Annotated in this window: 16 protein-coding genes; 15 read left to right on the forward strand and 1 reads right to left on the reverse strand. The window is 28.0% G+C overall.

Going from position 1 to position 14782, the window contains the following annotated elements:
* Positions 1–6: 6 nt before the first annotated feature.
* Both IC175_RS09170 and IC175_RS09175 read left to right on the forward strand, forming a co-directional pair.
* Positions 7–1026 carry an electron transfer flavoprotein subunit alpha/FixB family protein gene (locus tag IC175_RS09170; RefSeq protein ID WP_413926925.1) on the forward strand — a complete coding sequence of 340 codons (1020 nt, stop codon included), beginning with the start codon at positions 7–9 and terminating at the stop codon, positions 1024–1026.
* A 98-nt stretch (positions 1027–1124) separates the two neighbouring features.
* Positions 1125–2501, forward strand: a complete 1377-nt coding sequence (locus IC175_RS09175) for a sigma-54 interaction domain-containing protein (protein WP_227433371.1) — start codon at positions 1125–1127, stop codon at positions 2499–2501.
* Between the two features lie 162 nt (positions 2502–2663).
* Here IC175_RS09175 and IC175_RS09180 read toward each other — a convergent pair whose 3' ends face one another.
* Entirely contained in the window at positions 2664–3008 is a 345-nt protein-coding gene (locus tag IC175_RS09180) for a hypothetical protein (RefSeq protein WP_227433370.1), read from the reverse strand.
* 512 nt (positions 3009–3520) lie between these two features.
* On the opposite strand from IC175_RS09180, the gene IC175_RS09185 reads away from it, so the two are divergent.
* From IC175_RS09185 to IC175_RS09240, 13 genes are all read left to right on the forward strand, one after another.
* Positions 3521–4531, forward strand: coding sequence for a DUF4116 domain-containing protein (locus tag IC175_RS09185; RefSeq protein WP_227433369.1), 1011 nt, complete (start codon positions 3521–3523; stop codon positions 4529–4531).
* A gap of 114 nt (positions 4532–4645) precedes the next feature.
* A complete protein-coding gene (locus tag IC175_RS09190) occupies positions 4646–5134 on the forward strand; it encodes a flavodoxin family protein (protein WP_227433368.1) in 489 nt (162 codons plus the stop codon).
* A 189-nt stretch (positions 5135–5323) separates the two neighbouring features.
* On the forward strand, positions 5324–7252 hold the full coding sequence (locus tag IC175_RS09195; protein ID WP_227433367.1) for an EAL domain-containing protein: 1929 nt from the start codon (positions 5324–5326) through the stop codon (positions 7250–7252).
* 205 nt (positions 7253–7457) lie between these two features.
* Positions 7458–7868 (forward strand): universal stress protein, encoded by a 411-nt coding sequence (locus IC175_RS09200; protein ID WP_227433366.1) that lies wholly within the window; start codon positions 7458–7460, stop codon positions 7866–7868.
* A 21-nt stretch (positions 7869–7889) separates the two neighbouring features.
* Positions 7890–8192, forward strand: coding sequence for a PTS sugar transporter subunit IIBC (locus IC175_RS09205; protein WP_227433365.1), 303 nt, complete (start codon positions 7890–7892; stop codon positions 8190–8192).
* A 183-nt stretch (positions 8193–8375) separates the two neighbouring features.
* Positions 8376–8474, forward strand: a complete 99-nt coding sequence (locus tag IC175_RS19650; protein ID WP_413927123.1) for a [Fe-Fe] hydrogenase large subunit C-terminal domain-containing protein — start codon at positions 8376–8378, stop codon at positions 8472–8474.
* 20 nt (positions 8475–8494) lie between these two features.
* The gene (locus tag IC175_RS19655) at positions 8495–8635 is read left to right on the forward strand and encodes a [Fe-Fe] hydrogenase large subunit C-terminal domain-containing protein (RefSeq protein ID WP_413926630.1); all 141 of its coding nucleotides are present in this window, start codon (positions 8495–8497) and stop codon (positions 8633–8635) included.
* Positions 8636–8741: 106 nt separating this feature from the next.
* Positions 8742–9278, forward strand: a complete 537-nt coding sequence (gene rbr, locus IC175_RS09215) for a rubrerythrin (RefSeq protein ID WP_227433364.1) — start codon at positions 8742–8744, stop codon at positions 9276–9278.
* Between the two features lie 31 nt (positions 9279–9309).
* Positions 9310–9699, forward strand: a complete 390-nt coding sequence (locus IC175_RS09220) for a Fur family transcriptional regulator (protein ID WP_227433363.1) — start codon at positions 9310–9312, stop codon at positions 9697–9699.
* 37 nt (positions 9700–9736) lie between these two features.
* Positions 9737–10123 (forward strand): desulfoferrodoxin family protein, encoded by a 387-nt coding sequence (locus tag IC175_RS09225; RefSeq protein WP_227433362.1) that lies wholly within the window; start codon positions 9737–9739, stop codon positions 10121–10123.
* Between the two features lie 133 nt (positions 10124–10256).
* Positions 10257–11708 (forward strand): glutamate synthase-related protein, encoded by a 1452-nt coding sequence (locus IC175_RS09230; protein WP_227845558.1) that lies wholly within the window; start codon positions 10257–10259, stop codon positions 11706–11708.
* A gap of 177 nt (positions 11709–11885) precedes the next feature.
* Positions 11886–12701 carry an MBL fold metallo-hydrolase gene (locus IC175_RS09235; protein WP_227433360.1) on the forward strand — a complete coding sequence of 272 codons (816 nt, stop codon included), beginning with the start codon at positions 11886–11888 and terminating at the stop codon, positions 12699–12701.
* Between the two features lie 646 nt (positions 12702–13347).
* Positions 13348–14538, forward strand: a complete 1191-nt coding sequence (locus IC175_RS09240) for a hypothetical protein (RefSeq protein ID WP_227433359.1) — start codon at positions 13348–13350, stop codon at positions 14536–14538.
* Positions 14539–14782: the final 244 nt, after the last annotated feature.

Genomic DNA, 14782 nt, shown 5'->3' on the forward strand with positions numbered 1-14782 from the left:
AAGATGATGAGAGCAAAAGTTAATCAAGGTATAAATTTAAATGATTATAATGGTGTTTGGGTAATAGGAGAGCAAAGGGAAGGTAAAATAAATCCTGTTACTATAGAACTTATTGGTGAAGGAAGAAAGCTTGCTGACCAATTAGGAAAAGAGCTTGCAGTTGTAATAGCTGGATATGAAGTAGAGAAAGAAGTAAAGGAGTTACTTCACTATAGTGTTGATAAAGCTTATTATATCAACGACCCTCTTCTTAAAGATTTCACAACTGATGGATATGCAATTTCAATTGCAGGTTTAATTGAAGAGAAAAAGCCAGAGGTTGTACTAGTTGGAGCTACTTCTATAGGAAGAGATATCGCACCTAGAATTGCAGGTAAAGTTGGAACAGGTCTAACTGCTGACTGTACAAAACTTGAAATAGATTCAACAGATAATAAGTTATTACAAACAAGACCAGCCTTTGGTGGAAATTTAATGGCTACTATTGTTTGTCCAAAAAATAGACCACAGATGTCAACAGTTCGACCAGGTGTTATGGCAAAAGCTGTAAGAACTGAATCAAAGACTGGAGTTTTAGAGGTTGTTACTCCAGAACTTAATGAAAAAATGATTAGAACTAGATTAGTAGAAATTCTTCCAAAAGAAAAGAAATCTATAAATCTAACTGATGCTAGAATAATAGTATCAGCAGGAAGAGGATTAAAGAGGGCAGAAGGATTTGAACTAATAAAAGAATTAGCTGATAAATTGGGGGCAGAAATTGGTGCTTCAAGAGCGGCAGTAGATTCAGGGTGGATAGAACATTCTCATCAAGTGGGACAAACAGGAACTACTGTTAGACCAGAGTTATACATTGCGTGCGGGATATCTGGAGCAATACAGCATTTAGCAGGTATGAGTGATTCTAAATATATAGTTGCTATAAATAAAGATTCAAAGGCACCTATTTTCAGTATATGTGACTATGGAATTGTAGGGGATTTATATGAAATTCTACCTGAAATGATAGAATCATTAAATAGGTAACTTCTAGAAAACATTGAATATATAGAATGGTAAGTCTTATAATATTGTATTGTAAGACTTATTATTTTTGCTGAAGGTTATAGTGGAGGGATGAAACAATGAAAGAGCACTGGTATAAGGATATATTTGCAAGAGTATTATCCATGACTGATGATGGTTTTATTGTTGTAAATAAAGATGGAGTAATCATAGATATTAACGATAAATATTGTGACTTCTTAGGGAAAGAAAGAGACGATATAATAGGACACAATATACAAAGTATTATACCAAATACAAAAATGTTAGATATTATGAGAGATAAATATTGTGAAGAAGGAGCTATACACCATTACTCAGGTGGAAAAACAAAAGAAAAAAGTGTAATAGTAAGTAGGTCTTATGTGGAGAATGATAATGGAGAAGTAGTTGCAGGGGTAGCTCAAGTTAAATTTAGATTACAATCCTTTGATGTAGCTAAAAAGTTAATGTCAGAATATATGGAACTCCAATATTATAAAGAACAGTTCAAGGATAAATGTAGTTTTGACAAGCTCATAGGTGAAAATAGAGATTTCATAGAACTTAAGAAAACAGGTATGAAAGCTTCTAAAACGAACTTCTCAGTGCTTTTAACAGGTGAAACAGGTACAGGTAAAGAAGTCTTTGCTAGAGCAATTCACAATAATAGCAGTAGAGCAGACAAGCCTATGGTTAGTATAAACTGTGCTGCAATACCAGAAGAACTATTAGAATCAGAGCTATTTGGGTATGACGAAGGAGCTTTTACAGGAGCAAAAAAAGGAGGCAAAAAAGGTAAGTTTTTAGTTGCAAATAATGGCACAATCTTCTTAGATGAAATAGGTGACATGCCTTTGACCATGCAAGCAAAACTTTTAAGAGTTCTTCAGGAAAGTGAAATAGAACCAGTTGGAGGTCTTAAAACTATAAAAATAGATGTAAGAGTAATCTCTGCTACAAGAAAGAATTTAAGTAAAATGGTTGAAGAGGGATTATTTAGAGAAGATTTATACTATAGGTTAAATGTAATAAATATTCATATGATGGAATTAAAGGACAGACAAGATGATATTTTATTGTTAGCAAATTATATACTAAATAAATTGAATGTTGAATATAAGGAATTGAAGGTTTTAAGTGATAAAGTTAAAAATTGTTTTATTAACTATATTTGGCCAGGAAATATAAGAGAACTGCAAAATGTAATAAAAAGTGCTTATGCTGTAAGTGATGATATGGTCATTATGATGTGTGACCTTCCATCTAAAATGGATAATATAAGCAGAGTAGCTCAATGTAATGTGGATAGTAATTGCTCAATTCATGAAATGGTTGAAAATTATGAGAAGAGTTTAATTATTGATGTATTAAGGAAGTACAATTGGAAATGTTCCAAGGCAGCAGAGGTTATGGGAATACACAAAAGTCTTTTGTATAAGAAAATAAAAAAGTATGAAATTGAATTAAACAATTAAGATGACTTGAATTAAGATTTAGGCACACAAAAAATCACCCTTATACAGTGAACTATACCCACTGTTTTAACTGTATAAAACAGTGGGTATAGTTCAAAATTAGAGTGATTTTTACTTTATTTAATATTTATAAAAAATGTTTTAAAATATTTATCTTATTATTTAATCATAATTTTCCACTTCTTTATCAAGTTCTTTTCCACAAGAATCACATTTATATATAGCATTATATCCGTAATCATATTCATCAACTATTTTCTTTTGTCTAAATACACCACCACAATCACATAAAAAACCGTTTTTTATAAGAGTAACAATAAATTGTGATTTTATAAATTTTATATCATTACATTTATCATTAGTGTAAAAATTATAAATATAAGAGTTGTCACATTCATCTCTCAATTCAAATTTTTCAATATATGTGTTGTTTTTTAACTCCTCAAATTCTTCTTTAGTTAAGTATGACTTTTGTTGCAATTCGTGTAAGCGCTTAATTTGGTCCATAATTTATATCCTCCTAATAATTTTAGTATTTTAAGCTTAGATAAGGACTCTAAGTTTTATTAAATTTATCTCAAGGAATTATTTAAATTATATTTAGTTTTATTTAATTACAACATAAATAAATTAGCTATAAATAAAAACTAATTTTAAAAATAATTTCCTATGAAAATCTAAATTACTAACCCCTTACTAACCCGAAAAACTAAAAAAGAAAATAAAAAATATATCCAATCTAAATGATATATAAATAAAGATGATATATAAATAAAGGTATTTTATATAAATTTAACTTTAAATATCTCAACTGTAATATATAAAAATATATTATAGTTAAAATATACCACATATTTTGGGTATTGTATACTGGAATTAAAGCAATTAATTTATTTTTTAACACACAAATGATTTTATAAAAAAAAACAAGACTGAAAAATTCTTATATTATTTGATAAAATAAAAATGATAGTAAATTTATTGAATTTTATAAAATTTATAAGGAGTGAACTTAAAATATGCAAGAGAATAAAAATGATATATTTGAATCAATAGATAATGATGACTTTGACAATAAAACAGAAGATGAGTATTTAGAAATAGTAAAGCAAAATGGATTAAATTTAATATACATAAAAAATCAAACAGAAAAGATATGTCTGGAGGCTGTTAAACAAAATTGTAATGCAATAAAGTGTGTTGATAATCAAACAGAAAAAATATGTATAGAAGCAGTCAAGCAAGATTGGAGAATGTTAGAATTTGTTGAAGATCCAACAGAAGAAATATGTATGTTAGCACTTAGTCAAGATGGAACAGCATTAAAATATATAGAAAATCAGACAGAAGAATTATGTTTAAGAGCTGTTGAAAAAAATGGTACAGCTTTAGCATTTGTAAAAGAGCAAACAGAAGAAATATGTATAGAAGCAGTTAGAAATAGTGAATTTGGATTAGCAAGGGTAAAAAATCAAACAGATAAAATATGTATGGAAGCAGTTAAACAATGTAGTTATAACCTAAAATGGGTGGAAAATCAGACAGAAGAAATATGTATGGAAGCAGTAAGACAAAATGGGCTTGATTTGAAGTTTGTAAAAAATCAGACAGAAACAATATGTCTAAGAGCTGTAAGACAAAACGGTATGGCTTTAGAATTTGTAAAGGAACAGACTGTTGGAATATGCTTGAAAGCAGTGAGACAATATGGAATGGCTCTAAAATTTGTGAAAGAACAAACAGAAGAAATTTGCACAGAGGCTGTTAAACAAGATAAAAGAGCTCTTAGTTTTGTCAAAGGAGATAAAGAAAAATATAAAGTTTTATGCGATGGCAATGAGCCATTTGCAAAAAGATACGTTAGAAATGTAATAGAAAAAGAAAATAGAGCTTTGATTAAAAAAGGAGAAGAAAATGCAAAAATCAAAATTGCAGGAAAACTTCATGATAGAGGCATGTCTTTTGAAGATATATCAGATATAGTTGAGATTGAAATAAATAAGTTAAAGGTGAGTTTGGGGATTTTTTAATATAAAATAGTTAATTAAATAATAATTGGATAGTTCTTTGTAGGATAGTAAAATAAGTGCTATAATTTGACATATAATAAATTATTTTTATTACACATTAAGGAGGGATTGAAATTGAAAATTACAATATTGTATCAAACAAGAAGTGGAAACACAGAAAGGGTAGCTAAGTTAATAGAAGATGGTGCTAAAAAGGTAGACGGAATAGAAGTTAGACTTATGAGATTAGATAGTATTGATACAGAGTATTTAAATGAAAGTAAAGCAGTAATATTTGGAACACCAACATATTTAGCTAATACAACTTGGGAAGTAAAAAAATGGTTTGATGAGGATTCAAAAAAGATAAATCTAGCTGGCAAGTTGGGAGCAGTTTTTGCTACATGTGACTATGTCTGTGGAGGTCCTGATGTAGCAATTCTTACTATAGTAGGGCATTTAATGGTTAAGGGAATGCTTGTGTACTCTGGAGGTGGCTCTTTAGGAAAACCATTTATACATTTAGGACATGTACATTCAATTGAAGGACCAGAAATACAAGACGAAAAAGCTGTAATATTTGGAGAAAGAATTGCTACAAAAGCAAAAGAATTATTTGCTTAATTTCTATATACATAACAATGCTTGAAATAAGTTTAATGTTTTAATGGGGATTTAAGGTAAAAATTGTATACAAATAAAAATTTTCCATAAAATTACTCAATATGCTATCAATATGAATTATAATATGATTGTAAACATATTATATTAAATAAAATAGATAAAATTAAACGATAATAGTGAGGTAAGTTTATGGTATGGCATATAGAATATGAAATTTTTTCTGCAATTATAGTTATTTTTTTGATGGTATACTTTTTTAAAAGTAAATTTATACCTACTTTACAAAATAAAATATATTGTGCACTTTTAATTTGTTCATTTTTATTCATAATTTCAAATGTTTTAGGCTCACTTTGTCTAAATAATATAGACAAACTTCCAATTTTTTTAACTGCTTCATTGAATCAAATATATTTATTTTTATTGCCAATACCAGCGGCTCTTGTATTATTTTATGTCATGGCTATTATTTATCAAGATATTAGATATATGAAAAAAAAGCTTTTATTTTTATCTATACCACTTATAATTTGTATGATTCTATCTATAACTAATCCTTTTACACACATTTTATTTGGACTGTCAAAAGAAACAGGTTATGTACGTGGTTATGGATATGCTGCAACTTTTTTATCATTTTTCTTTTATGCAATATATTCGGCATTTTTATCTTTTAAATACAAAAAAGCAATGCATGAATCTAAAATATGGGCTATTAGAGGTTTTCTCATAGTTTCAATTATAGCAATTATTTTGCAGGCAATTTTTTTACAGTATCTTCTTACAGGAACAGCATGTGCATGTAGTTTGCTCTTGACATATCTCTCCATGCAGAATAGAGGTCTTATCATTGATGACCTTACTGGTGTACTTAATAGACAATCCTTTATTCAAGAACTAGATTTAAATATAAATACTGAACAATCAGGATTTATCATTACAATTGCTCTTGATGATTTCAAATTTATGAATGAAACCTTTGGAACTAAAAATGGAGATATTGCATTAAAAGAGGTTGGTAAATATTTGATTCATATTCATGATGTAAATCATGTGTATAGAATAGGAGGAGATATATTTTCTATTGTTGTTAATAGCCAGTTAGGTATATCTCCAGAGAAAATTACTAAACAGATAGAAGAAAGATTTAAAAAAGCATGGCTAATAGAAGAGATAAGTTTTAACTTATCAACTAGTATTGCAGTTGTTTCTTTTCCAGAAAATGCTGAAACGACAGAAGATGTTATAGTTGCAATTGATTTCTCTATACATGAAGCAAAACGCTCTGAATCAAGACAAGTTATTTATGCAGATGCATCTATAAGTGAAAAGATAAAGAAAAAACATATAATAAAAAATTGTTTGAAAGAAGCTCTAGAAAATGATGGCTTTGATGTATATTATCAGCCTATATTTTCTACTAGTAAAGATAGATTTGCTTTAGCAGAGGCTTTGATTAGGCTAGAACATAAAGAGTTAGGGTTTATACCACCAGATGAATTTATACCAATTGCAGAGCAGACAGGTCTTATTAATTCAATTGGGTTAGTGGTTTTTGAGAAGGTATGTAAATTTATAGCTAGTGATGATTTTGAAGATTTAAAGTTAGATACCATAGCTGTCAATCTTTCTGTAGTACAATGCATGCAAAAGAATTTGGCTGATGATTTGTTTGATATTATGAAAAAATACAAAGTGTCACCAAATAAATTTAAACTTGAAATTACAGAAACTGTGGCATCAGGTTCATTTAATATAATTAGAGAGACAATGGAAAAATTAATTACTTTAGGGGTTAAATTTGCACTTGACGATTTTGGGATAGGTTATTCTGGAGTTACTAATATGCTTTCCTTACCATTTTCAGTAATTAAGTTAGATAAGAGTCTGATTTGGTCTATGAATGAAGATAGTAAGCATAAACTCACAGTTGAAACTATTATATCTCTTATAAATAAATTAAATATGAAAGCTGTAGCAGAAGGTGTTGAAACCATTGAATACGCTAAAGATTTAAAGTCTATGAATTGTGAATATTTACAAGGGTATTATTTTTCTAAACCTGTTCCAGAGGAAATTTTAAGGGATTTGTTGAGAGAAAATGCTTTTACAGTTTAATACCCTTTATTTTTTTAATTACAATTTTGTTCATTGACACTATTAGCTAAATATTATAAAATTAACACAATAATAAATATTAAAATTATTATATATATTATTAATATTTATTATTAATTCCTAGAGTAAAGATTTATTATATATTTTTATAGCTTAAAATATATATTTTACTTAATTATTCTAACGTAAGAAAGGAAGATGTGACATGAATAAAAAGAAAATATTAGTACCAATTGATGGAACAGAAAGAAGTATGCATTCTTTGGAATTTATACAAGGAATATTCAAAAAAGATGAAGTCGAAGTGGAAATAATGAATGTAAAAGAACTAGTATTTATTGATGGCATATCCCTAGCTGAAGAGATAAAGAATTCTGAGAACTTAGGAAGACGAATCCTGGACAGAGCAGCAGAGATAATGGGAGAGTATGATGTTAAAGTTCATTTTACTTTTGGTTATCCAGGAGATGAAATAATTAGAAAAGCAAAAGAAGATAATGTAGATATTATAGTTATGACAAAATCTACTAAAAAAGGTCTAACAAGAATGATAGGTTCAGTAACAGCAAGTGTAGTTAAACAAGCAAAGTGTATAGTAATGATTGTACCGGAGTAGAATTAGTGAGGTATCTGAAATATGAATAAAAAAATAGCAGCAGTTTGTGAAAGTGAAAAAAGTTCAAATTCTCTTAAAGAAGCTGCAAATATTTTAGGGTTTGACTTAGTTTATGAAATTCAAAACGATGGAAGTATAAAAAATGAACTTTCTATGTATGATATAGAAGATGCATCTATAGTGTTATTTGTTACAAGTGATTCTATAGAGGGTATAGAAAAGATTGATAGATTTATAGATAGGGAGTTTTATGAGGTCGAACCAAAATATATAATAAGTGATGCAAAATCTATAGTAAATGAAATTTTAATAGATTTAAATTAATCTTAAAAATATAGGAAAAGCTTCAAGTAAATAGTATTTACTTGAAGCTTTTTTAATATTGAGGATTAAATTATATTTGTTATTAGACAATATTTAGATGAAACACTCATTTACTGAAGTTAGAATTCCTATTGAAAAGGACAATCCTGCAATACTTAGGGATGAATATATGTTGAAGAAAAGATGGTTTCTGCTTTAAGAAAATTAGGGGCAGATTATGTATTTGATACTACATTTTCAGCTGATTTAACCATTATGGAAGAAGCATCTGAATTAATATAGCTTATAACAAAGAATGATAAATCACTAAATTTACAAGTTGCTGTCCAGTTTGGGTTAAGTTTGTAGAAACATTTTATCCAGAACTGATACCAAATTTATATACAGAATATAATTCTAAAAATTATATGTTAAATAATATATTAGAAAATGAGAATATTTAAATAAAAAAAATAATATTATATATAGTTGACAAAATGTGGAAATTAATATACTATATAAATATAGAAATAGTAATCATTACTATTATTAAAAAGGGAGGAATTAATTATGAACTTAAAAGGAACTAAAACAGAAAAGAATTTAATGGCAGGATTTGCAGGGGAATCAGAAGCAAGAAATAAATATACATACTATGCATCAAAAGCTAAAAAAGAAGGTTACAATCAAATAGCTGCTATATTTGAGGAAACTGCTAACAATGAAAAAGAACATGCAAAACTATGGTTTAAACTTTTACATGATGGAATGCCTTCAACAGAAGAAAATTTAAAAGATGCAGCAGCAGGTGAAAATTATGAGTGGACTGACATGTATGCAACATTTGCTAAAGAAGCTAGAGAAGAAGGATTTGACAAAATAGCTTATTTATTTGAAGCTGTTGGAAGAATAGAAAAAGAACATGAAGAAAGATACTTAAAACTTTTAGAAAACCTAAATGAAGGAAAAATATTTAAAAGAGAAGAAGAAGTTGTTTGGCAATGTCAAAACTGTGGTCATGTGTATGTAGGTACTGAAGCACCAGAAAAATGCCCTGTATGTGACCATCCAAAAGCTTATTTCAATATAAAAGCTGAAAACTATTAAAAATTATTATAATTAAAAAGGAATGTTAACTATGAAATTTTCTAAACAAAGAGAACTAATTTTAAATGAAATATTAAATAATCCAGTTCATCCTACTGCTGATTGTTTGTATGAAAGTCTAAAAAAAGATAATCCGAGTTTAAGCTTAGGGACTGTGTATAGAAATTTAGCTCAGCTAACAGAACATGGTTTTATAAAAAAAGTTAGTATTCCAGGAAATCCAGATAGATTTGATGGTAGAATAGAAAATCACTATCATATTATATGTGAAGTATGTGGAGAGGTGTACGATTTAGAATCTGAAATTCTTAGCAATTTAAAAGAATCAATATCAGAAGAAACAGACATAAAAATAACATCTTATAACATAAGTTTTAAAGGGATTTGTAATAATTGTAGAAAGTGTAGTCAAGTAGGTTAACTTTTCAAATTCTAAAAATAATTAATGAGGTGAGTTTATGTGTAGTGAAAAAAGATTTTTTATATGTGAGACTTGTGGTAATCTTATAGGGATGATACACAGTGCAGGTGTTCCTGTTTTCTGTTGTGGAAAGCCTATGAAAGAGCTTGTTCCTAATACAACAGATGCAGCAGTTGAAAAACATGTGCCTGTGATTGAAGTAGATGGAAATAATGTTACTGTTAAAGTGAGTAGTGTTGCTCATCCAATGACTAAAGAACATCATATAGCATGGGTGTATCTTATGACTGAACAAGGTGGTCAACGTAAATGTCTAGCAGTAGATGGAGAACCTGTAGTTAAATTTGCTTTGAATGATGACGATAAAGTAATATCTGCATATGCTTATTGTAATTTACATGGATTATGGAAAGCTGAATTGTAATATTTAAATAAACTGAATTAAAAAGGAGGCTAAAAAATAGAAATTTATTTCTATAAAAATAGCCTCCTATAAATTTATATAATCTCAAATCTTAATTTATTTTGAGATTAATAGCGTATAAGGAGAAAATAATATGTCAATTTATAAATGTAGTGTTTGTGGATATATTTATGATGAATCTAAAAATGATAAAACATGGGATGAGTTAAGTGAAGACTGGACATGTCCTGTATGTACAAAGGGTCGTAGTTATTTTGGAAAAATAAGTACAGTGTATTTTGAAGGTGAAGAAAAGAAAGAAAATAAAATAGAAGCATCTGTTCAAGAAAAATCTGATGTGAGTAGTGAAAAAACAGGCGATTTAAATTATTTAAATACATATTTAAGAAGAGATGATGAAGTTGAACAACATATGGATATAATTCATGAAATGGCTGTTACAGGAAAGTCTATAATAGAGCCTATGAAAACTAAACTACCAGTAATTTCTTGGGATGATATTTTAATTATGGGAGCTCAATTAAATCCATTACCGCTAAATGAACATGATGAAGTAAATACAACAACGATAATAGGAAAAAAAGCAAAAAAGCCTATGGTAATAGAAAATCCAGTTTATATTTCTCACATGTCATTTGGAGCTTTGTCTAAAGAGTTAAAAATAGCTTTAGCAAAAGGTGCAGCTAAAAATAAAACAGCTATGTGTAGTGGTGAAGGTGGTATATTACCAGAAGAAAAGGAAGCTTCATATAAGTATATTTTTGAATATGTACCAAATAAATATAGTGTAACTGAAGAAAATCTTAAAAATTCTGATGCTATAGAGATAAAAATTGGTCAGGGAACAAAGCCTGGAATGGGAGGTCATCTTCCTGGTGAAAAAGTAACTGAAGAAATTGCAAAAGTTAGAAATAAACCTGTGGGGCAAGATGTTATAAGCCCATCTTGTTTTGAAGAAATACAATCAAAAGAAGACTTAAAGAAACTTGTAGATGAACTTAGAGAAGTTTCAGAAGGACGTCCAATTGGTATTAAAATTTCAGCAGGACACATTGAGAAAGATATGGAATTTATAGCTTATGCTAAACCTGATTTTATGACTATTGATGGACGTGGTGGAGCTACTGGAGCAAGTCCAAAGTTACTTAAGGATGCAACTTCAGTTCCAACAATATTTGCTCTTTATCGTGCTAGAAAATACATAGATACACATGGATTAGATATAGATTTAGTTATAACAGGTGGGCTTCGTATATCTACTGACTTTGCTAAGGCTATAGCTATGGGAGCTGATGCAATTGCTATTGCTAGTTCTGCACTTATGGCAGCAGCGTGTCAACAATATCGTATATGTGGTTCTGGTAAGTGTCCTGTAGGAGTAGCTACTCAAGATGAGGAGTTAAGAAAAAGATTACATATAGAAAATAGTGCAAATAGAGTGGCAAATTTCTTAAATGTTAGTCTAGAAGAACTTAAGACTTTTGCTAGAATTTCTGGTCATAAAGATATACATGATTTGAGCGTTGATGATTTATATACAGTTAACTCTGAAATATCAAATTATACGAATATACAACATGTATAAATTTTATAAAGAAAACTATTTAAAAATATGAGTTTATAAAAGAAAATAGATTTTATAAAAAGAGAATTTTATATTATAGAATTCTCTTTTTTAATGTGAAAATTGGAGAGATTAAATTGTAAAATACCTTGTAATATCGTACTATTAAACTAAACAACAATTTAAGGAGTGATTAGTATGGAAAAAATGCAGATACAAGTTCTCGTTGATAATAATACATATATTGATAGATACTTTGTTGGAGAACCAGCAGTTAGTTACTATATTGAAATTGATGGAAATAGAATTTTATTTGATGCAGGATATTCAGAAATATTTATATCAAATGCTGAAAAAATGGATATAGATTTAGGTGACTTGACTCATATTATTTTTTCTCATGGACATAATGACCATACAAGGGGTATTCAATTTTTAGAAAATAAATATGATTTATCTAAAGTTAAACTTATAGCACACCCTAATTGTTTTGAACCTAAAAAATGTGGGGAGGATAATATAGGAGCACCATTTTCTATTGAGAAAGTTAGAAATACTTTTATGTATGAACCAACTAACAAACCTTTTAAGATAAGTGAAAATTGTATATTCTTAGGAGAGATTCCATCTGTAAATAATTTTGAAAAAAGAGCTAAAATAGGAAAATATAAATCAGAAGATTTATGGGAGGATGATTATGTTTTAGATGATTCAGCTATAGCATGTAAGACCGATAAAGGTGTTTTTATTGTTACAGGATGTTCTCATAGTGGAATTTGTAATATAGTGGAGTATGCCAAAAAATTATGTGGTGATGATAGAATTGCTGGAATCTTGGGTGGTTTTCATCTTTTTGAATTGGATGATAGACTAGATAGTACTATTCAATATTTAAAAAAAGAAGAAATAAAAATGTTGTATCCTTGTCACTGTGTTTCTTTTAAGGCAAAAGCCAAGATGAATGAAATGTTAAATGTAAATGAAGTTGGAGTAGGATTAACCATAAATATATAGTATATTAATAATGAGTTTGGAAAAATAAATTTTATTTAAAAAAATTAAGGGAATTAACAACAACTACAGGTGTATAAATTAAAAGCAAAAAGATACTTTCTAAAAGAAAGTATCTTTTTTATATTATGTATTTATTTTAAGATAAATAGAAATGTATAGTATTAATTTGTTGAAAGAAGAGTTATTTTTAATTATTTAGTATTTTCATTAGTAGATAATTATATCATGTATTAATAATAATGATATAAGAGAAATAAATTAAATTAGTTTATCTAAATACAATATTATTTTAAATATAAATTTATTTTTATATATAAATCTTAATGATTTCAATAAGAACGCAAATACAGTAATAAATAATTATGACCATTATAGGTATGTTAAGTATTTTCTAATTATAGAAATTGATTTGTAAAAAATTTAACACTGTAAAAACGATTTCATATAAAATAACAAGATATAAAAATATTATTAATTCATAATAATAAAATAAATATATAAAATTTACCTAATTAGAAATAAAAAAACTAAAATTGTAAATTTTTAGAAAAATTATGGTTGAATTAACTTGACAAAAATGTTATTCTTTTGTCAAATGTATGTTAAATTATAAATTTTTACTATTATTTCTAGAGAGGATGATTTTATGCAAAAAAATGTAAAAAAAGCAAAAGCAACAGGCTCTATTCTAGCTATATTTGGAGTTGCAAGTGTTCTTTTTAGTTCGCATGCAGGTGGAGGGTTTGCTACAGGTAATCAAGAAACACAGTATTATGTGCAATATGGATGGATTGCACCACTCATGGCAATTTTAGCAATGATTATACTTACTGCCACTATGAGAGAAGTTATTATAATGTATAATAATAATAATTGTAAGAATTATAAGGACTTATTTTGTGAACTTTGGAATCCATATCCAAAGCTTGAAATAATATGGGAGATATATTATTATTTAATGGTTTTAATAGCTGTAAGTGCTGTTATAGCAGGTGCAGCAGCAGTTTTCCAAAGTATAGGAATTAATTATTTTATAGCTGTCTTTATTATCGGAATTGTACTTCTTGTTTTTACTATATTTGGAGCTATGCTTGTATCTAAAGCAGCAACAGCAATGACAATAGCTATATTAGTATGTACTCTTACTATTTTCATAGTGGGTATAAAAGCTAAGGTACCAGAAATATCTGAAATATTTTCAAATAAAACGAGCTTCACACCTGGATACTTTAAGCCAATACTTAATACTCTTATTTATGCAGGATTCCAATCAGTTGTTATACCTACACTTGCAAGCTGTTCAAGACCACTTCTTAAAAATTCCAAAGAAGCTACTAAAGCAATGCTAGTTTCATTTGTTATGAATGCAGTTGCGTTGGGGCTTGCTGTAACTATGTTAATGGGATGGTATAGAGAATTTACTGCTGCTGGGCAAACAACTCTTCCTACTCTTTATGTTGCAGGTCAATCTGGAAATAACACTATATACATAATTTATAATGTAGCACTATTCCTTTGTTTGATGTCTACAGGAGTAACTACAATATTTGGTCTTGTAAATAGATTTGAAGACCATAAAGCACTTTCTTTCCTTTCTTCAAAAATGAAAAGAAGAGTATTTACAGCATGTGCAATAATGATAGTATCAATGCTTATATCTTTGACAGGGTTAAGTAACATAGTTAAGTATGGATATGGGTATTGTGGCTATCTTGGTCTATTCACTATAGTTATACCTTTTCTAACATTAGGTCACTATAAGAATAAGAAATTTGCAAAAGAACATCCAGAGGCTAAGTGGCCAGCTGATTTAGATGAGAATGTTGAGAATTTATAGTATAAATTAGTAGTTTAAGTATAAAAAGATGGTCTAGAAAAGATTCATTAATGATGATTTAAGTGAAAAATTAATATAATATTAATAGCAGAAAAAATTTAAAATGATGTTAACAATATTATTAAAATGAAATGATATGAAAATAAAGTAAAATATAAAAATGTATGTGAATTTATCTAGGATAAGTACGCATACATTTTTATTTATGACTTTATTCAATTTTTATTTATACTGTCTTTATTTA

It is taken from the genome of Clostridioides sp. ES-S-0123-01, assembly GCF_020658415.1.
In the GTDB taxonomy this organism is placed as follows: domain Bacteria; phylum Bacillota; class Clostridia; order Peptostreptococcales; family Peptostreptococcaceae; genus Clostridioides.